The sequence below is a fragment of the Pontibacter sp. JAM-7 genome (assembly GCF_048548695.2).
Taxonomy (GTDB): domain Bacteria; phylum Pseudomonadota; class Gammaproteobacteria; order Pseudomonadales; family Balneatricaceae; genus Neptuniibacter.
The window spans coordinates 198,304-220,504 of the sequence record NZ_JBLYIF020000003.1; the positions used below are offsets into that span (position 1 = coordinate 198,304).

The following is a 22,201-nucleotide window of genomic DNA, read 5'->3' on the forward strand; positions in this document are numbered from 1 at the left end:
TGTGCTCCGGCGGCTTGTGTTTTTTATTCGGGACATAAGAACAACTTCATGAAACGCGGAATTGGACTTCTCATTTCTCTCCTGTTGTGGGCATCCCTGGCTCAAGCAAACACCGCATTCACTATTCAGGATATTCGCCTGGAAGGTCTGCAGCGTGTGAGCCCGGGTATTGTCTTTCGTAACTTTCCTTTGGGGACTGGTGATCAGGCGACTTCGCGAAACCTTGCCGATGCAACCCGGAAACTGTTTGCATCGGGCTACTTTGATGACGTAGATGTACTTCGTGATGGCGATGTGCTGATCCTGAAACTGGTTGAACGTCCATCTATCAGTCGTATCAATCTTGAAGGTAATAGTGTCCTGAAAGATGAAGACCTTTTGAATGGCCTGAAGCAGACCGGCCTGCAGGAAGGGGATGTGCTGAAACGCTCTACTCTGGAACAGATCCGCCAGGACTTGGTAGGCGTCTATGCCGCACAGGGTCGCTACGGGGCCGCAGTAGAAGCCTCAGTAGAACCGCTACAGGAAAACCGTGTAGCGCTGAACATAATGATTAATGAAGGCCAGGTTGCGTCTATTCAGCATATTAACATTGTTGGTAATACGGTTTATTCCGATGAAGAACTGAAAGAACTGTTCTCGCTGAAGTTGCCCAACTTCTGGACGTTCTATAAGAAAGATGACCGCTATGCTCGCGAGAAACTCAACGGTGATTTGGAGCGTCTGCGGTCGTACTATCAAGACAGTGGTTATATCAATTTTAATATCAACTCCACCCAGGTATCTATCACACCTGACAAAAAACATATCTACATCACGGTGAATGTCTCTGAGGGTGAGCGTTTTACCATTCGTGATGTAAATGTTGTCGGTGAAATGGTAGTGCCCGAGGACGAACTTGAAACCCAATTGACCCTGACCGCCGGTGATATCTTCTCGCGGCGCCAGATCACTGCATCGCAGGAAGCCCTGCAAAGACGCATCGGTGATGCCGGGTTTATGTTCGCCAATGTCTCTCCTGTGCCGGAGCTGCATGAAGATAATACGGTCAGTATCAAATTCTTTGTCAGCCCGGGTAAGCGGACATACGTACGCCGCATTAATATTAAAGGCAATACCCGTACTGCAGATGAAGTGGTCCGCCAGCACCTCAGCCAGATGGAAGCTGCTGTGGCTTCCAACGCCTTGATTGAACAGTCCAAACAGCGCCTGCAGCGCACCGGTTATTTCAAAAATATCAACGTTGATACCCGTCAGGTACCAGGCACTGATGATCAGGTCGATCTGGAATATACGCTTGAAGAGCAGCAGTCTGGCTCCTTCTCTGCCAGCGTTGGCTTCTCCCAGAGCAGCGGTATTATCCTGGGGCTGCAGTTGCAGCAGGATAACTTCTTGGGTACGGGTAAAAAGGTATCCGTTGGTGTTTCTAACAGTGCAACTCTGACGGAATACTCTTATAGCTTTATCGACCCTTATTACACTGTGGATGGTGTGAGCCGTGGTTTTAACCTTTACTACCGGAAACGCGATCTTAATGAGGATAATGTGAGTGCCTACAGCTCCGATGAGATCGGCGGCGGCGTTGTGTTTGGTTACCCCATTAATGAAAATGAACGGTTGAATTTTGGTCTGGATATCAAAAAACTGACCATCAATACCAACGGTGTTGAAACACCTAATGAGATCTATGACTTTATCGAAGAAGAGGGTGACAGTTACCTGAATCTGGTCGCGACCCTGAGCTGGAGCAGCAATCACCTTAACCGTGGCTTCTTCCCGACCAAGGGGTATTCTCACGGCATATCACTTGAATTGGGCCTGCCTGGCAGTGACCTGGGCTATGCCAAAGCGTTGTATAACTTCCGTTATTACGCACCCATTACCGATGATCAGCAATGGATCACCTCTTTTAAAGCGCGTGCCGGTTATGGTATCGAATCAGGCGGTAATGAATTTCCATTCTTCGAGCATTTCTATGCCGGCGGCCTGAAGACGGTTCGCGGTTATCAGCAAAATACACTGGGGCCACGTGATTCGAAGGATGATCCGTTTGGCGGTAATGCCTTTGTGTCCGGTGGCGCAGAATTTATCTTCCCGACGCCATTTGTTGGTGATAAATCATCCTGGCGGACGCTGTTGTTCCTGGATGGTGGTAACGTATTTGATACGAGTTGTTCATCTACCGCGGTTGAGTGTGAAGACGGTGTTCAGTTAGATGAACTGCGCTTCTCCACCGGTTTTGCATTGAGCTGGTTGACGCCGATCGGTCCGCTCTCATTTGCGCTGGCGGTGCCATTGAATGATAAAGAGGGAGACGAAACGGAATTCTTCCAGTTCTCTCTGGGCCAATCCTTCTAGAGGTTAAAAATGAAATTCAAATCTTTACTGGTTTTTGTATTTACACTTAGCTTGAGTGTTATGGCACATGCTGAAAAAGTTGCTGTCCTGGGTATCCAGGAAGCATTGCTGGGTTCTGTTGCCGCGGAAAAATTTCGTGAATCTCTGCGCAGTGAGCTTTCTGGCGATGAAAAGCAGGTTTTGGAATTGGAAAAACAAGCCAAAGCCTTGCAGGAAAAGCTGAAGAAAAACCAGGATCTGGCGTCTGCTGAAGAGCTGCAGAAAATGAAGCTGCAATTTCAGAAAGTCTTTACCCAGTACCAAAAAATGGGTCAGGCACTGCAGCAGAAACGTGCCGCTAAAGAGCAGGGCTTTGTGGCGGACATGCGCCCTGTTCTGGATAAGGTTATCCGTAGCCTGATCGAACAGGAAAATTATGATCTTGTGGTGGCTAAAGAAGCTTCCGTATTTGCCCGTAAAGAGCTCGACATCACGCCTAAAGTGATCGAGCTGCTGAACCAGACGAAATAACCTACTGCATGGAAAAACTTGGCCACTATACCCTTCAGCAACTTGCAGAATATCTGCAGGCTGAGTTGATTGGCGATGGTGGTCTTGTCATCCGTGGTCTTGCCACGCTGGAAACAGCTACCAGTGATCATCTGGCATTTCTGGCGAACGCCCGCTACGCCAAACTTCTTCCCGATGCGAAAGCTGGTGCTGTGATTGTGGCACCGTCTGAAGCGCAACTGGTGCCAGGCAATGCATTGGTTGTTGACGATCCTTACCTGGCATTTGCCCGGGTCAGTCAAATGTTCAGTGACATCCCAGCAGTAACAGCAGGGCAACATTCCTCCGCTGTGGTCGCAGCTGATGCGCGAGTGCATCCGACTGCTGCAATTGGGCCAGGGGTGGTTGTGGGGGCGGGTACTGAGATTGGCGAAAACGTTGTCCTGGCGGCTAACACCGTGATTGGTAATGATTGCCGCATCGGTTCAGGTACTCGTCTGTACGCCAATGTTACCTGTTACCACAATGTTTGGATCGGTGCGGATTGCCTAATACACAGTGGTGTGGTTCTGGGTGCTGACGGTTTTGGTTTTGCTCCATCGCCTGACGGTTGGGTGAAAATAGCGCAGCTAGGTGGGGTGCGCATAGGTGACCGGGTTGAGGTTGGCGCGGGTACCACCATTGATCGTGGCGCCTTACAACACACTGAGATTGGTGATGGTGTCATCCTGGATAATCAAATTCAGATTGCCCATAACGTCAAGATTGGTAAAAATAGCGCGATTGCTGGTTGTACCGCAGTGGCAGGAAGCACTAAAATTGGCGACCGCTGCACTATCGCCGGAGCCTGTGGTATTACCGGGCATCTGGAGTTGGCAGATGGTGTACATATCACCGCCATGTCACTTGTTACCAAATCCATTACCACGCAAGGGGCTTATTCTTCTGGAACAGGCCTTATGCCCAGTGGCCAATGGAAAAAGAATGTAGTGCGCTTCCGACAGTTAGATGATCTGGCTCGCCGGCTTAAGTCTGTTGAAGAACAGGTAAAAGAAATTAAGGGTTCCTAATAGATGATGGATGTAAAAGAAATAAGGGAGTACCTTCCCCACCGCTATCCCTTCCTGCTAGTTGATCGGGTGCTGGAAATTGAGGTTGGCCAGTCAATAGTGGCAATTAAAAATGTATCAGTGAACGAACCCTTCTTCAACGGCCACTTCCCCGATTACCCTGTAATGCCGGGCGTGTTAATTGTTGAAGCAATGGCGCAGGCTGCAGGTATTTTAGGTTTTAAAACCATGGGCAAAAAACCTCAGGATGGTAGTATCTACTACTTCGTGGGTGCCGATAACCTGCGTTTTAAGCGCCCAGTGGTGCCGGGTGACCAGCTGCGCCTTGAAGCAAAAGTGCGTTCAGAGCGCCGCGGCATCTGGAAATTTGACGTATCCTCAACAGTAGATGGTGAGATGGTGAGTTCTGCAACCATCCTGTGTGCTGACAGAAAGGTCTGAAGTTGATTGATTCTCGCGCCATAGTCGATCCCAGCGCCAAGCTTGCCGATGATGTAGAGGTAGGCCCTTGGTCATTTATTGGTGCCGATGTAGAAATTGGTGCAGGCACTGTGATTGGTCCCCATGTTGTTATTAAAGGGCCAACCACAATCGGACGGAATAACCGTATTTTCCAGTTTTCCAGTGTGGGTGAAGAGTGTCAGGATAAGAAATATGCTGGCGAACCGACCACGCTGGTGATTGGCGACAATAACGTGATCCGCGAAGGTGTTACGATTCACCGTGGCACAGTGCAAGATAGCGGCACCACCATTATTGGCAGTGATAATCTGTTCATGGCTAATGTGCATGTCGCCCACGACTGTATAGTGGGTGATCACGTTATTATGGCCAACAATACCGCCATTGCCGGACATGTTCATGTTGGCGATTGGGCGATTCTCGGTGGTTTTACTGCCGTGCACCAGTTCTGCAAAATAGGTCCCCATGTGATGTGCGGTACCTGCAGTGTGGTGTTAAAAGATATACCCGCTTACGTGATGGCGAATGGCAATACGGCTGAGCCGCATGGCATCAATACCGAAGGTTTGAAGCGCCGTGGCTTTAGTGCTGATGCTATTCAGGCACTAAAACGAGCCTATAAAGTCATTTATCGTCAGAACAATACATTGACGCAGGCACTGGATCAGTTGGCTGATCTGGTAGCCGATACGCCTGAGCTTGCGCCGCTGATTCACTCGCTGGAAACGTCTACCCGCGGCATTATCCGCTAGGAGCTTGCCATGGCCGATCGGCTGTTAATAGGCATTGTGGCGGGAGAAACATCTGGTGATATCCTTGGCGCTGGCTTGATGCAGGCGCTGCGCACTAAATTACCTGAGATTGAGTTTACCGGTATTGGCGGCGAGTTGATGCAGGCCGAAGGGTTGCATGTTCGCTATCCGATGGAGCGTCTTTCGGTCATGGGTCTGGTCGAAGTATTGGGCCGGTTATGCGAATTGCTGAAGGTACGTAAACGCCTGATCCGCGAATTAACCGAGCAGCCAGTCAATCTGTTTATTGGTATTGATGCGCCGGATTTTACCCTGAATATGGAGCTTGCCCTTCGCCAGTCTGGTATTGCCACGGTTCATTATGTCAGCCCCTCAGTTTGGGCCTGGAAGCCCAAGCGTATATACAAAATTAAACGTTGTGCTGACCTGCTACTGGCGCTGTTTCCGTTTGAGCCACGCTATTATCAGGCGACTCGGCAACGTATGGCAGTGGTGGGCCACCCTCTGGCCCGACAGATCGATAACGACACCCATTTACTCAATGCCCGGGAAGATTTTGGTCTAACGTCTGAGCAAACTGTCGTTGCGTTGTTGCCGGGCAGTCGTGGTAGTGAGATTAAATACCTGGCCGAGCCGTTTCTTCAAACGGCGCGTTGGCTGCAACAACAGCATCCCGAGGCAGTGTTTTTACTGCCTGCCGCGACAGATAAGCTTTACCAGCAACTGTCTGAGTTGGTTAAAACCGGTTATACCGATGTAAACCTCAGATTGGTGCGTAAACAGTCCCGCTCGGTCATGGCAGCAGCGGATACCGTTTTGATTGCGTCCGGTACGGCTACGCTGGAGGCTACATTATTGGGTAAGCCCATGGTGGTGGCTTATCGTATGGCAGGCCTGACCTATAGTATTTATTCGCGCATGGTGAAATCAGCACATATTGCGTTGCCGAATCTGTTGGCGCAGGAACGGTTGGTGCCTGAAGTCTTGCAGTCAGAGGTGCGGCCAGAGGTGCTTGGGCCGCTATTGTTGCGTAGTCTGCAAGATCAGTCTTACAAGCAACATCTGCAGCATCAGTTCAGCCAGATTAAAGCTCAGTTACTGCAGGATTCTGATGACTTGGCTGCGGATGCGATTGTGCAGCTGTTACGGGATCAGGGAGTGATTAATGCAGACTGAGGGGTTTGATTTTGGCGGTGCCCAGTTGTGTGCCGGCGTCGATGAAGTGGGACGGGGGCCGTTGGTGGGTAATGTTGTCACCGCCGCGGTGATTCTTGATCCACAACAGCCGATTGAGGGGCTGGCGGATTCCAAAGTGCTTTCAGCGGCAAAACGCGAGTACTTATACAGCGAAATAATCGATAAGGCACTGGCATGGTCAGTGGCCTCTGCCAGTCCGGCGGAGATCGACGAGCTGAATATTCTGCATGCGACCATGTTGGCAATGCAGCGTGCGGTGCTGGCTTTGGATCCGGCGCCGGAATATGTTTATGTGGATGGTAATCGCTGTCCCGAGTTGCCCTATCCGGCAGAGCCGGTAGTGAAAGGGGATAGCAAAGTACCAGCGATCAGTGCGGCGTCAATTCTTGCCAAAGTGGTGCGTGACCGTGAAATGCAGGCGTTGCATGAACGCTATCCAGATTATGGTTTCGCCAGCCATAAGGGCTATCCCACTAAGGCACATTTTGCGGCCTTGCGTCAGTTTGGCCCCTTGCCCGAGCACCGCCGGAGTTTTCGGCCAGTGCGCGAACTATTAACTCCATAAATTTGATGTTACCCATGTCTGATCCCCAATTTATTCATCTGCGCGTACATACTGAATTTTCTCTGGTAGATGGCTTAGTGCGGGTCAAAGAGTTAGTCGCTGCAGCGAAACAAGCCAGTATGCCAGCTGTGGCGATGACCGATGAAACTAACTTGTTTGCACTGGTTAAATTTTATAAGGCAGCCATAGGTGCGGGGGTTAAACCGATTTGTGGTGCCGATATCTGGATCGAGAACGCCCAAGATCCCTCCGGCCCTCCGTTTCGACTCACTCTGTTGGTGAAGAATGCCACGGGTTACCTGAATCTGATGGAGCTGATCTCCCGTGCCTATGCCGAGGGACAAGGGCGTCTTGATGATCGGGCAATACTCAAACCAGAATGGGTGGTGGCTCAGTCAGAGGGACTCATCGCTCTGTCTGGTGCCCGGCAGGGTGAAGTTGGGCAGGCATTACTGTCAGGCCAGCCTGATCTCGCGGCCGAGATACTTCGCTATTGGCAGCAAGTCTTTCCTAACACTTTTTATCTGGAAATTCAGCGTACCGGGCGCAATGGTGATGAAACCATTGTGCATGGCAGTGTTGCGCTTGCGCAGCAGTGTCAGTGCCCATTGGTGGCCACTAACGAAGTGATGTTCGTGCGCGAGGAAGATTTTGAGGCGCATGAAGTAAGGGTATGCATCAACCAGAGCAGGACTCTGGAAGATCCGATGCGACCTAAAGAATACAGTGAGCAGCAGTATTTCCGTAGTCAGCAAGAGATGACTGAGCTGTTTAGCGATATTCCGTCAGCCCTGCAAAACAGTGTTGAAATTGCCAAACGCTGCAATATAGAAATTGAACTGGGTACATACTACTTGCCGAAGTATCCGGTGCCTGAAGGCATGTTGATGGATGAGTTCTTCCGCAAGGTCTCATTTGAGGGGTTGGAAGAACGTTTGACTATTCTGCTCGACCGCGAGCATCCGGAGTATGCCAAGCAGCGTCAGGCGTATATCGATCGGCTGGAGTTTGAACTGGAAATCATTATCCAGATGGGTTTCCCAGGTTACTTCCTGATCGTGATGGACTTTATCAAATGGGGTAAGGAAAACGGTGTGCCGGTAGGTCCGGGGCGTGGTTCTGGTGCTGGTTCTTTGGTGGCGTATGCCCTGAAAATCACCGACCTGGACCCGCTGGAATATGACTTGCTGTTTGAACGTTTTCTTAACCCAGAACGTGTCTCCATGCCTGACTTCGATATCGATTTCTGTATGGAAAATCGGGATAAGGTAATTGATTACGTGGCTCGCACCTATGGCCGGGATGCGGTGTCGCAGATTGTTACGTTTGGCACCATGGCTGCTAAGGCGGTGGTGCGTGATGTGGCAAGGGTGCAGGGCAAGCCGTTTGGTCTGGCGGATAAGCTTTCGAAGCTGATTCCGTTCGAAATAGGCATCACCCTGTCCAAAGCCATGGAGCAGGAGCAGCTCCTGCGCGACTTCGTCGAAACCAGTGCTGAAGCACAAGAAATCATGGAGATGGCCTATAAGCTGGAAGGCGTCACCCGTGGAGTAGGTAAGCATGCCGGTGGTGTGGTGATTGCGCCGACCAAGTTAACCGACTTCGCAGCCACTTATTGTGATGAAGAAGGCAAAGGCCTGGTAACACAGTTTGATAAAAACGATGTTGAAGAGGCCGGACTGGTTAAGTTCGACTTCCTCGGGTTACGTACTCTAACCATTATCGATTGGGCGCTGGATACGGTGAACCGTATTCGTGCTAAAGAGGATCAGGAGCCACTGGATATCACCCTGATCGATCTGGAAGACAAAGCCACTTTTGATCTGCTGCAGTCGTCAGAAACCACTGCGGTGTTTCAGCTTGAGTCCAGCGGCATGAAGGATCTTGTCCGTCGCCTGTTGCCTTCTCGCTTTGAAGATATCGTCGCGCTGGTAGCGTTGTTCCGCCCCGGGCCGCTGCAATCTGGCATGGTGGATGACTTTATTAACCGTAAGCATGGTCGGGCGGAAATGGCCTGGCCGCATCCGGACTATCAACTGGATGCGCTGCAACCGGTGCTGGAGCCCACCTACGGTATTATCCTGTATCAGGAACAGGTTATGCAGATCGCCCAGGTGATGGCGGGCTATACCCTGGGTGGTGCGGATATGCTGCGCCGGGCCATGGGTAAGAAAAAACCGGAAGAGATGGCCAAGCAGCGGGCGATCTTCCTTGAGGGTTGTGAACAGAACAGTATTAACCGGGATCTGGCAGGTAATATCTTTGACTTGGTCGAGAAGTTTGCCGGTTATGGTTTTAACAAATCCCATTCCGCTGCTTATGCGCTGGTGTCCTACCAGACCGCCTGGCTGAAAACCCATTATCCGGCACCCTTTATGGCGGCGGTGATGTCCTCGGATATGCAGAACACCGACAAGGTGGTGATCTTCATTGAAGAGTGTCGCCACATGGGTATTCCACCGGCCTTGCCGGATGTAAATACCGGCGAATACATGTTTACCGTTAACGACCAAGGCGTGATTGTTTATGGTCTGGGGGCGGTGAAAGGTGTCGGTGAAGGCCCGATTGAAGCCATTGTGGCAGCTCGGGAAACGGGTGGTCCGTTCCTTGATCTGTTTGACTTCTGTCAGCGAGTCGGCGCTAAAAAGCTCAATAAGCGGGTGTTGGAAGCCTTAGTCCGTTCGGGTGCGCTGGACTGTCTGGGTGCAGAACGGGCGGTGCTGTGGCAGGCGATTTCAGATGCGCTGCAGGCGGCGGATCAATCGGCTAAAAATGAAGACGCCGGGTTACTGGACCTGTTTGGTGAAGTGGAGGCAGAAGCGCCACGGCAGCCTTATGTGGATTATGCTCGAGTGCGTCCATGGACCGATAAAGAGCGTTTGACCGGTGAAAAAGACACTTTGGGTCTCTACTTGACGGGTCATCCGATTGATGAGTATGAAACAGAACTGCGACATTTTGTGCCGAAAAAAATTGTCGACCTGCAACCTGTGCGGGGCCAGAGTCAGAAGATGGCAGGCCTGGTGGTGGATTTACGTCTGAGAAAGACGAAAAAAGGCGAAACCCTGTGCTTTGTCACGCTGGATGATCGCACTGCGCGGATAGATGTGACTTTGTTTGGCGATACCTATGACCAGTGTCGTGAGCTGGTACAGAAGGATTCTATCGTGGTGGTGGAAGGTGAAGTGCAGGAAGATCACTTCTCTGGCGGCCTGAAGGTGAGGGTAAACAATGTTGCCAGTATCGCTCAGGCACGCACCCGTTTTGCTACCCGGTTGGAAGTGCGTTGCAGTGAAGAACAATTAAGCGAACGGCAGGTGAAAGCTTTACAGACCCTGTTGCAGCAACATAAGGGGATTCAGGGGTTGCCGGTACACCTTTGTTATCGTCGCCGCGATGCTGAAGCCGGGTTGATTCTGGGTGAACAGTGGCAGGTTGAGGTGTGTGATGCCCTGATGTTGGGGCTTATGGACCAGTTTGGCCACCAATCTGTACGTTTGAGTTACAGCTGAGAAGGACTTCAGGACTGGTTCTCTAACGCCTGAGACGTTACACTTGAGCACAATTTTTCCACTTCAGAATAGATCTTCCCTATGAACCCAAACTATCTGGATTTTGAACAGCCAATTGCTGAACTTCAGGCGAAAATTGATGAGTTACGTCTGGTGGGCAATGATAATGCGCAGCTGAACATTTCCGATGAGCTGGAACGCCTGGAAGCCAAGATCGGCAGTCTGACCGAATCCATTTTTACCAACTTGTCCGCTTGGCAGATCTCGCAGCTTTCCCGCCATCCTCAGCGTCCTTATACGCTGGATTATGTGCGCCTGATGTTTGACGAGTTTGAAGAGATTCACGGCGACCGTCATTTTTCTGATGATCAGGCCATTGTCGGTGGTATCGCCTATCTTGACCAGCAGCCGGTGATGGTGATCGGGCATCAGAAAGGGCGGGGTGTGCAGGAGCGTCAGAAACGCAATTTTGGTATGCCGCGCCCTGAGGGTTACCGCAAGGCCTTACGCCTGATGGAAATGGCCGAACGCTTCAAAATGCCGATACTGACGTTTATTGATACTCCCGGAGCTTATCCTGGTATTGATGCCGAAGAGCGTGGTCAGTCGGAAGCCATTGCATTTAATTTGGCTAAGATGTCGCAGTTGAAAACGCCAATCATTGCTACGGTGATCGGTGAAGGCGGTTCAGGGGGGGCTCTGGCCATTGGTGTGTGTGATGAGCTGATGATGCTGGGCTATTCAACCTATTCCGTTATTTCTCCGGAAGGTTGTGCTTCAATCCTGTGGAAAAGCGCTGAGCGGGCTGCAGATGCGGCTAAAGCGATGGGGATTACGTCTGAGCGTTTGCATGAGTTGGGTCTGGTGGATCGCGTCATTGCTGAACCACGCGGCGGCGCACATCGTGATCCAGAGCAAATGGCTGGTGATCTAAAAGCACAGCTGAAAAAAGCGCTCGATAAATTGCAGGTCATGCCTGACACTGAGTTGCTTGAGCGTCGCTACGAGCGTTTGATGTCCTACGGTTTGGATGGTGGACACTAAACCATCCAGCGATCTGGTGGCACTTTGCCAGCAGCACTTTTCAGCAGCGCTGCAAAATGCCACCAACTCTTCTTCTCACCCCATCACCCGCTGGGTGATTGGCCATAGCGGTGGCCTTGATTCCCAGGTGCTTCTACACCTTGCTTCGGCTCTGCTGCCGACGCGCCAGCTTTACTGTTTGCATATTAATCACCAGTTACAGCCTGAGTCGTTCCACTGGGCTGAGTTTTCTGCAGCTGAGGCGCAAAAGCTGGGCATTGAACACGGCTGCATGGATGTTCGCCCCACCTCCGCGTCGGAAGATGCCGCCCGTGAGGCGCGCTATAACGCGTTCAGTGATTTTTTACAGCCGGGTGAATGTTTGTTGCTGGCTCAGCATGCAGATGATCAAGCTGAAACTGTGCTATTCAGGTTGGTGAGAGGCAGTGGCCCAAACGGTCTTGCCGGCATGCCGGCCAGTCGTTCGTTGGGTGTTGCGATGTTATACCGGCCGTTGCTTGAGCTGTCGCGAGCAGCGTTGGAAGCCTATGCCCATGCGCATCAGCTCAACTGGGTGGAAGATCCCAGTAATAGCGATACCCGATATGCGCGTAACCTGCTGCGGCAAGAGGTGTTGCCGGCGTTACAGCGGCATTGGCCGGGGGTTTCTGAGCAGATCCGACGGGCCGCAAAGCTGACTGCGCAGCATACCGGTTTGCTGAATACTTATCTGGATGAGGACTTGGCGGTTTTGACGGCCGGAAATGTGCTTGATCTGGTCGCGCTGGCAAGCAAGCCGCAAACCTTGCAGCGTCAACTGATCAGGCGGTGGCTGGAGCAGTCTACCGGTCTGTTGTTGAATGAAATTCAGTTGCAGGAGATTCAGGATCGAGTGGTCAATGCTGCAGATGATGCGCAGCCAGTTTTCCACAAAGCCCAGTTTAGTCTGCGTCGTTATCGTCAAAAGTTGTATTTGTGTCAGGATTCCGAGGTCGCCCTAGTAATGCATTTGTCATTGTCGCAACCGGGACAGTTTACGTTGGGTGATGGCACGTTGCATATCGAGTCTGGCGTGGCCGGATTGAAAACCCTGCAGGGGTTGGAGCTGCACCGTCGGCAGGGTGGTGAGCGCTGCCGCCCTCAAGGGCGGGGTTGTAGTATGACAGTGAAAAGCCTGTTGCAGGAAGCGGCAATACCGCCTTGGCTGCGGCCGCAATGGCCACTGCTATATGCCGGAGAAGAACTGGTGGCGGTTGCTGGAGTATGTATTGCAGAGGGATGGTATGCGCCAGATGCAGGTTTTTCAGTTAAATGGCGCAGCTTCGCGTTGTCTGCGGGGGTCTGATTTGCTATCCTGTAGCGCCATCTCGATCGTAAAAATTCTCTCCGATTTAATTGATCATACAGGTTCTGCATGACGCGCTATATCTTCGTCACAGGCGGTGTTGTGTCCTCATTGGGCAAAGGCATCGCTTCCGCCTCATTGGCTGCTATTCTCGAAGCCAGGGGTCTTAATGTCACCATGCTGAAGCTGGATCCATACATTAATGTTGATCCAGGTACCATGAGCCCTTTCCAGCACGGTGAAGTCTTTGTTACCGAAGATGGTGCAGAAACTGACTTGGATCTGGGTCACTACGAGCGGTTTATCCGCCGTACCATGAACAAGCGGAATAACTTCACCGCCGGTCGCATCTACCAGCATGTGCTGCGTAAAGAACGTCGTGGTGATTACCTCGGCGGGACCGTACAGGTCATTCCGCACATCACCGATGAGATTAAGCGTCGTGTGATTGAGGGTGCTGGCGATGCTGATATTGCCCTGGTCGAAATCGGTGGCACAGTGGGCGACATTGAGTCGTTGCCGTTTATGGAAGCCGTGCGTCAGCTGAAAGCTGAGCTGGGCTCAAGCCGGGCGATGTTTATGCACCTGACGTTGGTGCCTTACATTGCCACTGCGGGTGAAATCAAAACCAAACCGTCGCAGCATTCGGTTAAGGAACTTCGCTCCATCGGCATTCAGCCGGATATCCTGGTGTGTCGCTCCGACTTCGCGTTGCCAGAGTCCTCCCGCCGTAAACTGTCGTTGTTTACCAACGTAGAAGAGCGGGCGGTAGTGTCGCTGCCGGATGCCGATACTATCTATAACATTCCGGCCATGCTGCATGAACAGGGTCTGGATGACATCGTCGTTGAACGCTTTAATCTGCAGTGCAATAAAGCTGATCTGACGGATTGGATACGGGTGGCCGATGCTCATCTGCACCCTGAAGGCGAAGTGACGATTGCCATGGTCGGCAAATACATGGAACTGCTGGACGCCTATAAATCTCTGATTGAGGCGATCTCCCACGCCGGCATCAGCTTGCGCAAAAAAGTTAAAATTGACTGCATCGATTCTGAGCGGGTTGAGCGTGAAGGTGTTGAGATCCTGCAGCATGCCAGTGCGATTTTGGTACCGGGCGGATTTGGTGAGCGTGGCGTTGAAGGCAAAATCAGTGCAGTCCAATATGCCCGCGAAAATCAGATTCCGTACCTGGGTATCTGTCTTGGTATGCAGGTGGCGGTGATTGAATTTGCCCGTCATGTGGCTGGCATTGCTGATGCAACCTCTTCGGAATTTGACCCTAAAGCTGCGCATCCGGTGATCGGCCTGATTACCGAGTGGACGACTGCGGAAGGGGATGTAGAAACCCGTGGTGAAGAAGATGACTTAGGTGGCACCATGCGTCTGGGGGCGCAGGTTTGTCATCTGGCTGAGGGCACCACTGCCGCTCAGTCTTATGGTAAAACCGAAGTGGTGGAGCGACACCGTCACCGCTATGAAGTTAATAACAATTATGTCGAGCAGCTGGAAGCCGCAGGTCTGCGTATTGCGGGCCGGTCCGTGGATGGTGAGCTGGTCGAAGTGGTCGAAGTACCTGATCATCCCTGGTTTGTTGCCTGCCAGTTCCATCCGGAATTTACCTCGACACCGCGGTATGGACATGGCCTGTTTACCGGCTTTATCCGAGCGGCAATTGCTCAGCAGGCAAAAGTTACACAGTAAACTTTTTTGGGCGTGACTCAGGTCACGCCGGAACACATTTTTCTGGAGTTTGACCCATGGCACTTATCTCTGACATCAAAGCGCGTGAAGTACTCGATTCGCGTGGTAACCCGACTGTTGAAGCTGATGTAATACTGGATTCCGGCGTTGTTGCAACTGCCTGTGCACCATCCGGTGCTTCTACCGGTTCCCGCGAAGCTCTGGAGCTGCGCGACGGTGATAAGTCTCGCTATCTGGGTAAGGGTGTACTGCAAGCAGTGGCGGCGGTGAACGGGCCAATTCGTGCAGCTCTGGTCGGTATGGATGCAGCAGAGCAGCGTGTTCTAGATGATAAAATGCTGGCACTGGATGGTACCGAAAACAAGGAAAAACTGGGTGCTAATGCCATTCTGGCGGTATCTCTGGCGGCGGCAAAAGCGGCAGCGGCTGATAAGGGAATCCCGCTGTATGCACACATCGCAGATATTAATGGCACCTCTGGGCAGTTTTCCCTGCCGGTGCCGATGATGAACATCATCAACGGTGGTGAGCATGCGGATAATAATGTTGATATTCAGGAGTTCATGGTACAGCCGGTTAACTTCACTAAATTCTCTGATGCCCTGCGTTGTGGTGCCGAAATTTTCCATGCCCTGAAAGCGGTACTGAAAGCGCGTGGCCTGAATACGGCTGTCGGTGATGAGGGTGGTTTTGCGCCTAATTTGGCGTCTAATGAAGAAGCCCTGGTGGTGATTAAGGAAGCGATCGCCAAAGCGGGTTACGAGCTGGGTAAAGATGTGACGTTGGCGCTGGATTGTGCCTCCTCTGAGTTTTATAAAGACGGCAAATATGATCTGGCCGGCGAAGGCAAGGTGTTTGATGCTGAAGGATTTGGCGACTACCTGGCGGCACTGACAGAAAGCTATCCTATTGTGTCTATTGAAGACGGTATGGATGAGTCTGACTGGGACGGCTGGGCTAGCCTGACCCGTAAAATTGGGGACCGGGTACAGTTGGTGGGTGATGATCTGTTTGTGACCAATACCAAAATTCTGTCCCGCGGTGTTGAGCAAGGCATTGGTAATTCAATTCTAATTAAGTTTAACCAGATCGGCTCGCTGTCCGAAACGCTGGATGCCATCAAAATGGCGAAGGATGCTGGCTTTACTGCGGTGATCTCACATCGCTCCGGTGAAACTGAAGATACGACCATTGCTGACTTGGCAGTGGGTACTGCAGCCGGGCAGATCAAAACCGGTTCTTTATGCCGTTCTGATCGTGTTGCTAAATATAACCGTCTATTGCGTATCGAAGAAGAACTGGGCGCCGCAGCGGTGTATAACGGCTTGTCTGAAATTAAAGGCCAGGGCTAATCTCAAAACCACTTAGGTCACAGTATTAAATCTGGTATAAAAGGGGGCTGACAGCCCCCTTTTTTGAATCTGTACCTTGGTGGTCAGGGATTGTGGCTGACACCTTGGGTGTCAGGTCGTGGAGTGCCCTCAGGATGAGGGATAATCGTGGTTTATTCGCCCCAGGTGGGGAGCTTATGTTTCGCTGGCTCTTGTTGCTGATACTGTTGCTATTTTTGGGGCTGCAATACCGATTGTGGTTCGGTGAAGCGAACCTGCGCGAAACCTGGCAGCTCGAGGCACAAATTGAGCGGCAAGAGCTGGAAAATGCCCGCTTAATACAGCGTAACAGTGAGTTAGAAGCAGAAGTGCAAGACCTGAAACGCGGTCTCTCTGCTATTGAAGAGCGCGCCCGCAGTGAGCTGGGCATGATTCGCGAAGGCGAAACCTTTATTCAACTGGTTGAACCAGTGCCAGACAAGGAACAGCCTTGAGCGAACTGAATACTGAATTTACATTTCTGCATCAGCCCCCCCAAGGGCGTGCTGCTATCCGCACCCAGCCTGATGATTTTCAGGTCCAGGAAATTCTCGGCTATAGCCCGGAGGGTGAGGGTGAGCATTTCTTCCTGCATATCCGTAAAACCGGAGAGAATACTGATTGGGTCGCTCGCCAGTTGGCACAGTTTTGCCAAGTAGCTCCCCGCGATGTCAGTTATGCGGGTAAGAAAGATCGACATGCGGTAACCGAACAATGGTTTTGTGTACGCTATCCAGGGAAAGCTGAGCTGAATTGGCAGTTATTTGGTTCTGACACCATTGAGATATTATCGGTCGTGCGCCATCCGCGAAAATTACGTTTAGGTAATTTGCAGGGTAATCGTTTCCAGTTACGGCTGCGTCAGGTTACCGATATGGCCGAATTGCGTCAGCGGGTTGAGTTGATCCGTGAAACGGGTGTGCCGAACTATTTTGGCCCGCAACGCTTCGGTCGCGAAAATGGCAACCTGGATCGTGGTCTGGCCTTGCTGCGGGGTGAATTCAAAGAGCGTCAGCGGCAGAAAAAAGGACTGTATATTTCCGCGATACGTTCATGGTTATTTAATCGTCTGGTATCACAGCGTATTGCCGGTGGATATTGGCATCAGCTGTTTGCCGGAGAGGCGCTAATGCTGGCGGGTAGCCAAAGCTGTTTTGTGCTGGATCAGCCTGACAGTGCGACACAGCAACGGTTAGAATCGGGTGATGTTTCATTGACTGCGCCACTCTGGGGGCAGGGAGAACCCCTGTGCACTGATAAGGCCCGGGCATGGGAGCAGTCACAGGTGGCCGAATATGCTGAAGTGGCCCAGTTGCTAGAAAAGGTTGGACTGAAAAAAGAACGCAGAGCGCTCTGCCTGAGACCGCAAGACCTCAGACTGGAGCCCGTTGCTGAAGATGAGTGCTGGTTGAAATTTAGTTTGCCTTCCGGGGCGTTTGCGACCAGCGTGTTACGTGAGCTATGTCAGATTGATGAACCCATTCGGGGGATGCAGGATAACGAATAAGGTGAAAATATTACTTTCTAACGATGATGGCGTCTTCGCACCGGGCTTGGCTGTACTGGCAGAAGCATTGTCTAGCGTGGCTGAAGTTCTAGTGGTGGCTCCGGACCGTAATCGCAGTGGTGCCAGTAATTCTTTAACACTGGATCGTCCCCTCAATATTGTGCGCCATGACAACGGTTTCCTGTCTTTGAATGGTACTCCCACGGATTGTGTTCACTTGGGTAGTTCGGGGATTTTTGATTTTGCCCCCGACATGGTGGTGTCAGGTATTAATGCCGGCCCTAACCTGGGCGATGATGTGCTCTATTCAGGCACGGTGGCTGCGGCGATGGAAGGGCGTCACCTTACCTATCCTCCGTTAGCGGTTTCTTCTGCCAGTTTTAATCCACATCATCTGGCCGATGCTGCTCAGGTAGTTTTGCAGCTGGTGCAGGATATTACGGATCTGAACGTGGCATCCAGGACCGTACTAAATGTGAATATCCCTGATCAGCCGTTGTCTGAACTAGGTGCAGTGCATGTGACTCGTTTGGGCAACCGGGAGATGGCGGATAAACCGATTCCGGCTGAGGATCCGCGGGGCAATATATATTACTGGATTGCGGGTGCCGGCATCGCTGCTGATCGTGATCCTGGCACCGACTTTTACGCAATCGAGGAAGGATGTGTCTCGATTACCCCAATACATGCTGATATGACCCAGTTTTCCGGGATGGATAATGTGGCAGAGTGGTTGGAGAGAACTCAGTGACAGAGGCGCAGTTAAAAGGCATCGGAATGACATCCCAGCGGACACGGGACCGTTTGGTCAGTCGGCTGCGTGAGCAGGGTGTAGAGAACGAGTCGGTGCTGAATGTTATGCGTGATATGCCGAGGCATATATTTATAGATGAGGCTCTGTCACACCGGGCATACGAAGATACCGCTTTGCCTATCGGTTATAACCAGACGATTTCTCAGCCCTATATTGTCGCGAAAATGACTGAGTACTTACTTGCTGGCGGACCGTTACAGCGAGTATTAGAGGTGGGCACCGGCTCCGGGTATCAGACGGCAATTCTGGCGCGCCTAGTCGGCCAGGTGTATTCCGTTGAGCGGATTAGGCCGCTCCAGGAAAAGGCTCGGCAACGCCTGCAGCTGCTTAAACTTCGTAATGTGCAATTGAAACACAGTGATGGTGGTATGGGCTGGCCGGGCAAAGCCCCTTTTGATGGTATTTTGGCTGCTTGTGCGCCAGAGCAGGTCCCCGAGGAGTTGAAGCAGCAGTTGCAGATTGGCGGGCGTCTGATTATTCCGGTTGGGGGTACTCAGGGGCAGCAATTAAAGCTGGTTATACGTGACGCTGAAAATTCTTACACTACTCAGGTGTTAGAAGGGGTGAAATTTGTCCCCTTATTGAGTGGTGTGATTCGCTAATGGAGCAGTAATGCACAGGGCAAAAAGTTGGCGCGAATACTTATGGTTATCGTTTAAAGGTGTATTGATGGGTGCTGCTGATGCGGTGCCTGGGGTGTCTGGCGGTACGATCGCGTTCATTAGTGGCATTTACGATGAGCTAATTGATTCCCTTAAACAGGTGAACCCCGCCGCGCTGTCCGTCTTATTCAAACAAGGGCCTGTGGCGTTCTGGCGGTATATCAATGGTGCGTTTTTACTTACCTTGTTCAGCGGTATTGTCGTTAGTCTGTTCAGCGTATCGCATCTGGTGGTTTATTGGTTAGAACATGCGCCGCAGCTCTTGTGGTCATTTTTTTTCGGTCTGGTGTTGGCATCGACCTGGTTGATTGGGCGTGATATTTCTCGTTGGAACAGCCATTCTTCCGGGGTGTTTATCATTGGCACACTGCTGGCGTATGTTATTACCACCCTCACTCCGGCGGTACTGGTAGCGACGCCATTGACCCTGTTTTTGTCAGGTATGCTGGCAATCTGCGCTATGATCCTGCCGGGGATTTCCGGCAGTTTTATTCTGTTGCTGCTGGGCATGTATGCCCCGGTAATCTCTGCTATACAGGCACTGGATTTGGCGGTGCTTGGGATTTTTGCCGGGGGGTGTGTATTGGGGCTACTCAGTTTTTCGCATCTGCTTAGTTGGTTGTTACACCACCACAGGGTATCGACTATGGCCCTGCTGGCGGGCTTTTTGCTGGGATCGTTAAACAAGCTATGGCCTTGGAAGTACACCACCGCTTATACCATCGACCGGCACGGTGAGCAGTTGCCTTTGGTACAAAAGAATATGTGGCCAGAAGCGTTTCAGGCAACAACGGGGCAGCCCGCTTATGCCTTGATATGCCTGGGGCTTATGCTGCTGGGGGCGGTGCTGGTGATGCTGCTTATGTGGCTGGATCGGAGGCACAGGGAATAATCTGAAGTGATGGGTAGAGCCTGGATTGCCTTACTGGGATTAATGATATTGCTGCTACAGGGGTGCGGTAGCAGTACTTATGTCCCGGTCAGTGATAAATCCAAAGTGACGGCACCACAGCCCGCCCCTTCTACCTATGTGGTACAGCGTGGTGACACACTCTATGCCATTGCCTTTAAATATGGGCTTGATTTTAAAGACCTCGCCCGTATGAACAATATCAACGGTTCCCAGATCTATCCGGGCCAAAAGCTTAAGCTGAAAGCCGGCCGCTCGCCAAATCGCACTGGTGGTTCAATTGTGCGGGATGCTTCCGTGACTCAGACGACTCCAGTGATTAACCCCCCAAAAACAGCCACCGTGACAAAAAAAACCAGTAGTGCAAAACCGTCAACTCAGCGTTCCCGTCCTGCAACTAAAACACCAACTTCACACGTTAGCACCGGGCCGGTTCGTTGGCAGTGGCCGGCACCGGGGTCAGTGGTTCAGCACTTTTCTACCAGTGGTAAGGTGAATAAAGGCATTAATTTGGCGGGTAAACGCGGTGATCCGGTATTTGCCGCCGCGTCAGGTAGGGTTGTTTATGCGGGTAATGGACTTTTAGGCTATGGCAATTTGGTGATCGTTGATCACAATCAGCAATACCTTAGTGCATATGCACATAACAGTCGTATTATGGTACAAGAGAATGATACCGTGAAAGCCGGGCAAAAAATTGCAGAATTTGGTAACACCGGTACCGATCGGGTGATGTTGCATTTTGAGATCCGCCGCGACGGACAGCCATTAAATCCATTGAAGTTTTTGCCGAAACGTTAAAACGCATAGCCTTTTAATTCCTCTGGAGTTGGATAGACGCATGGTAAATCTAGATAAAGACAGTAATACGGATGTACAGGAAATGGCAGTGGAGGCTGATGATCTGGATAGGGAAGAATCAGAGGATGAGGCTGAAGAAGCTGAAGAAGCTGAAGAGGCGGAAGGTGAACCTGAGTTTCTTAACAGTGGCCGCGGTCGGGGCAGTATGGCCCATAAAGATCTGCTTAATGCCAAACATCTGGATGCGACCCAGCTTTATTTAAATGAAATTGGCTTTTCACCACTGCTGAGTGCGGAAGAGGAAGTTTATTTCTCCCGCCTTGCATTGAAAGGTGATGATGCGGCGCGTAAGCGCATGATTGAAAGTAACCTGCGCCTGGTGGTGAAAATTGCCCGGCGGTATATCAATCGTGGATTAACACTGCTGGACCTGATTGAAGAAGGTAATCTGGGCTTAATTCGGGCGGTAGAAAAATTCGATCCAGAGCGCGGTTTTCGGTTTTCGACTTATGCCACTTGGTGGATTCGCCAGACCATAGAACGCGCCATTATGAATCAGACGCGTACCATTCGATTGCCGATTCATGTTGTCAAAGAGCTCAATGTCTATTTGCGTGCCGCCCGTGAGTTGGCGCAAAAGCTTGATCATGAGCCATCTGCGGAAGAGATTGCAGAGCTGGTTGATAAGCCGGTAGAAAATGTTGAAAGAATGCTTGGCCTGAATGAGCGGGTTGGTTCGGTAGATACCCCGGTGGGCAAGGATTCAGATAAGTCTTTACTGGATACCATTCCAGACCTGGACTCCTCCGACCCTGAAACCCTGTTGCAGGGTTCGAATATCAGTGGCAACCTGAATAAATGGCTGGACATGCTGCCTGAGAAGCACGCAGAAGTCTTGTCCCGGCGGTTTGGTTTACGCGGCTATGAGATGAGCACATTGGAAGAAGTGGGGCAGGAGATTGGCCTTACTCGTGAACGTGTGCGTCAGATTCAGGTGGAAGCACTGCGTAAGTTACGCGAGATTGTTGAGAAAAATGGTTTGACCGGCGAAGATCTGCTGCAACAATAAAGCCACTGAAGTAGCGTTTTTGAAAAAGTCACCTGCGGGTGGCTTTTTGGTTTATTTAATGACGAAAATTGTCGAATATGCCGGAAATCGAACAGGGTTTTCTCATTTTGGTCAATCTGTCGCATGCGGATTATTCGCGATAAAATGTAGTGTTTTTTGTAAATGATTGATAACTAATAGCTTTACTTGTCTGGTTGAAATTTGACCAAGTTGGCATACTACCTGCTGTGTATTTAGTGTCCGATAAAAATAAATATGAGATCGACGCTATGTCTATGCTGATGACAGTCGCGAAACTTAACAATGAAAACTTGCAGTACCAAAACACTGCAGGAATCAGTCAGAATAATCGTTCCAGCGGTTTTATACCGGCATTCTGTGACACGGAAACAGGCAGAGTTGAACTATCTTGCTTAACGGAAGGTATTCCGGCTCCGGTTCACCTGTTGTGTGGTGTGCCGGATGAGTGGGTTGTGTCGCGTAATATGCAAGGAGAGGTTATGGCCATCAAAGCCTCTGTTATTGCTGGTTTTTGCCGCGACGGTGTGTTTTTTACCCGCGAACAAGCGGCCAGCGCTGTGGTTTAGACAG

The 22,201-nt window shown here is 51.2% G+C and carries 20 protein-coding genes; all 20 read left to right on the plus strand.

All coding sequences use genetic code 11. The features are described from left to right. Window positions 1–48: 48 nt before the first annotated feature. The 20 genes from bamA (at window position 49) to ACFVYJ_RS05470 (ending at window position 22,197) form a co-directional block, all read left to right on the plus strand. On the plus strand, window positions 49–2,358 hold the full coding sequence (bamA, locus tag ACFVYJ_RS05375; RefSeq protein WP_419414017.1) for an outer membrane protein assembly factor BamA: 2,310 nt from the start codon (window positions 49–51) through the stop codon (window positions 2,356–2,358). 9 nt (window positions 2,359–2,367) lie between these two features. Further along, window positions 2,368–2,868 (plus strand): OmpH/Skp family outer membrane protein, encoded by a 501-nt coding sequence (locus tag ACFVYJ_RS05380; protein WP_419414018.1) that lies wholly within the window; start codon window positions 2,368–2,370, stop codon window positions 2,866–2,868. An 8-nt stretch (window positions 2,869–2,876) separates the two neighbouring features. Then, complete coding sequence (lpxD, locus tag ACFVYJ_RS05385; protein WP_419414019.1) at window positions 2,877–3,917, plus strand: UDP-3-O-(3-hydroxymyristoyl)glucosamine N-acyltransferase; 1,041 nt, start codon at window positions 2,877–2,879, stop codon at window positions 3,915–3,917. 3 nt (window positions 3,918–3,920) lie between these two features. Next, entirely contained in the window at window positions 3,921–4,358 is a 438-nt protein-coding gene (gene fabZ / locus ACFVYJ_RS05390; RefSeq protein WP_419414020.1) for a 3-hydroxyacyl-ACP dehydratase FabZ, read from the plus strand. 2 nt (window positions 4,359–4,360) lie between these two features. After that, entirely contained in the window at window positions 4,361–5,131 is a 771-nt protein-coding gene (gene lpxA / locus ACFVYJ_RS05395; protein WP_463255016.1) for an acyl-ACP--UDP-N-acetylglucosamine O-acyltransferase, read from the plus strand. A gap of 9 nt (window positions 5,132–5,140) precedes the next feature. Further along, complete coding sequence (gene lpxB, locus ACFVYJ_RS05400; protein ID WP_419414021.1) at window positions 5,141–6,307, plus strand: lipid-A-disaccharide synthase; 1,167 nt, start codon at window positions 5,141–5,143, stop codon at window positions 6,305–6,307. Continuing rightward, complete coding sequence (rnhB, locus tag ACFVYJ_RS05405; RefSeq protein WP_419414022.1) at window positions 6,297–6,893, plus strand: ribonuclease HII; 597 nt, start codon at window positions 6,297–6,299, stop codon at window positions 6,891–6,893. The genes lpxB and rnhB overlap by 11 nt, the downstream gene beginning before the upstream one ends. Window positions 6,894–6,907: 14 nt before the next feature. Then, on the plus strand, window positions 6,908–10,405 hold the full coding sequence (gene dnaE / locus ACFVYJ_RS05410; protein ID WP_419414023.1) for a DNA polymerase III subunit alpha: 3,498 nt from the start codon (window positions 6,908–6,910) through the stop codon (window positions 10,403–10,405). Window positions 10,406–10,486: 81 nt separating this feature from the next. Beyond that, window positions 10,487–11,449: an acetyl-CoA carboxylase carboxyltransferase subunit alpha gene (locus ACFVYJ_RS05415; protein WP_419414024.1), complete on the plus strand. Its 963-nt coding sequence runs from the start codon at window positions 10,487–10,489 to the stop codon at window positions 11,447–11,449. Continuing rightward, the gene (tilS, locus tag ACFVYJ_RS05420) at window positions 11,439–12,773 is read left to right on the plus strand and encodes a tRNA lysidine(34) synthetase TilS (protein ID WP_419414025.1); all 1,335 of its coding nucleotides are present in this window, start codon (window positions 11,439–11,441) and stop codon (window positions 12,771–12,773) included. The genes ACFVYJ_RS05415 and tilS overlap by 11 nt, the downstream gene beginning before the upstream one ends. A 69-nt stretch (window positions 12,774–12,842) precedes the next feature. Then, window positions 12,843–14,477 carry a CTP synthase gene (locus ACFVYJ_RS05425; protein ID WP_419414026.1) on the plus strand — a complete coding sequence of 545 codons (1,635 nt, stop codon included), beginning with the start codon at window positions 12,843–12,845 and terminating at the stop codon, window positions 14,475–14,477. Window positions 14,478–14,533: 56 nt separating this feature from the next. Continuing rightward, window positions 14,534–15,829, plus strand: a complete 1,296-nt coding sequence (eno, locus tag ACFVYJ_RS05430) for a phosphopyruvate hydratase (protein ID WP_419414027.1) — start codon at window positions 14,534–14,536, stop codon at window positions 15,827–15,829. Between the two features lie 176 nt (window positions 15,830–16,005). After that, the gene (ftsB, locus tag ACFVYJ_RS05435; protein WP_419414028.1) at window positions 16,006–16,302 is read left to right on the plus strand and encodes a cell division protein FtsB; all 297 of its coding nucleotides are present in this window, start codon (window positions 16,006–16,008) and stop codon (window positions 16,300–16,302) included. Beyond that, window positions 16,299–17,354 (plus strand): tRNA pseudouridine(13) synthase TruD, encoded by a 1,056-nt coding sequence (gene truD / locus ACFVYJ_RS05440; protein ID WP_419414029.1) that lies wholly within the window; start codon window positions 16,299–16,301, stop codon window positions 17,352–17,354. The genes ftsB and truD overlap by 4 nt, the downstream gene beginning before the upstream one ends. A gap of 1 nt (window position 17,355) precedes the next feature. Beyond that, window positions 17,356–18,105 (plus strand): 5'/3'-nucleotidase SurE, encoded by a 750-nt coding sequence (gene surE, locus ACFVYJ_RS05445; protein ID WP_419414030.1) that lies wholly within the window; start codon window positions 17,356–17,358, stop codon window positions 18,103–18,105. A gap of 26 nt (window positions 18,106–18,131) precedes the next feature. Then, window positions 18,132–18,770 carry a protein-L-isoaspartate(D-aspartate) O-methyltransferase gene (locus ACFVYJ_RS05450; protein WP_419414118.1) on the plus strand — a complete coding sequence of 213 codons (639 nt, stop codon included), beginning with the start codon at window positions 18,132–18,134 and terminating at the stop codon, window positions 18,768–18,770. Between the two features lie 10 nt (window positions 18,771–18,780). Beyond that, window positions 18,781–19,722, plus strand: coding sequence for a polyprenyl-phosphate transporter (locus ACFVYJ_RS05455; protein WP_419414031.1), 942 nt, complete (start codon window positions 18,781–18,783; stop codon window positions 19,720–19,722). 9 nt (window positions 19,723–19,731) lie between these two features. After that, window positions 19,732–20,541: a peptidoglycan DD-metalloendopeptidase family protein gene (locus tag ACFVYJ_RS05460; protein WP_419414032.1), complete on the plus strand. Its 810-nt coding sequence runs from the start codon at window positions 19,732–19,734 to the stop codon at window positions 20,539–20,541. A 40-nt stretch (window positions 20,542–20,581) separates the two neighbouring features. Then, entirely contained in the window at window positions 20,582–21,610 is a 1,029-nt protein-coding gene (rpoS, locus tag ACFVYJ_RS05465) for an RNA polymerase sigma factor RpoS (protein ID WP_419414033.1), read from the plus strand. Window positions 21,611–21,846: 236 nt separating this feature from the next. Further along, window positions 21,847–22,197 (plus strand): hypothetical protein, encoded by a 351-nt coding sequence (locus tag ACFVYJ_RS05470; protein ID WP_419414034.1) that lies wholly within the window; start codon window positions 21,847–21,849, stop codon window positions 22,195–22,197. Window positions 22,198–22,201 lie beyond the last annotated feature (4 nt).

Coding starts and splice junctions, on each gene's coding strand:
- ACFVYJ_RS05460 (WP_419414032.1), top strand. CDS start 19,732: ATGGGTAGAGCCTGGATTGCCTTACTGGGATTAATGATATTGCTGCTA.
- bamA (WP_419414017.1), top strand. CDS start 49: ATGAAACGCGGAATTGGACTTCTCATTTCTCTCCTGTTGTGGGCATCC.
- dnaE (WP_419414023.1), top strand. CDS start 6,908: ATGTCTGATCCCCAATTTATTCATCTGCGCGTACATACTGAATTTTCT.
- ftsB (WP_419414028.1), top strand. CDS start 16,006: ATGTTTCGCTGGCTCTTGTTGCTGATACTGTTGCTATTTTTGGGGCTG.
- ACFVYJ_RS05425 (WP_419414026.1), top strand. CDS start 12,843: ATGACGCGCTATATCTTCGTCACAGGCGGTGTTGTGTCCTCATTGGGC.
- eno (WP_419414027.1), top strand. CDS start 14,534: ATGGCACTTATCTCTGACATCAAAGCGCGTGAAGTACTCGATTCGCGT.
- fabZ (WP_419414020.1), top strand. CDS start 3,921: ATGATGGATGTAAAAGAAATAAGGGAGTACCTTCCCCACCGCTATCCC.
- ACFVYJ_RS05455 (WP_419414031.1), top strand. CDS start 18,781: ATGCACAGGGCAAAAAGTTGGCGCGAATACTTATGGTTATCGTTTAAA.
- rpoS (WP_419414033.1), top strand. CDS start 20,582: ATGGTAAATCTAGATAAAGACAGTAATACGGATGTACAGGAAATGGCA.
- rnhB (WP_419414022.1), top strand. CDS start 6,297: ATGCAGACTGAGGGGTTTGATTTTGGCGGTGCCCAGTTGTGTGCCGGC.
- lpxB (WP_419414021.1), top strand. CDS start 5,141: ATGGCCGATCGGCTGTTAATAGGCATTGTGGCGGGAGAAACATCTGGT.
- lpxD (WP_419414019.1), top strand. CDS start 2,877: ATGGAAAAACTTGGCCACTATACCCTTCAGCAACTTGCAGAATATCTG.
- ACFVYJ_RS05450 (WP_419414118.1), top strand. CDS start 18,132: ATGACATCCCAGCGGACACGGGACCGTTTGGTCAGTCGGCTGCGTGAG.
- ACFVYJ_RS05415 (WP_419414024.1), top strand. CDS start 10,487: ATGAACCCAAACTATCTGGATTTTGAACAGCCAATTGCTGAACTTCAG.
- ACFVYJ_RS05380 (WP_419414018.1), top strand. CDS start 2,368: ATGAAATTCAAATCTTTACTGGTTTTTGTATTTACACTTAGCTTGAGT.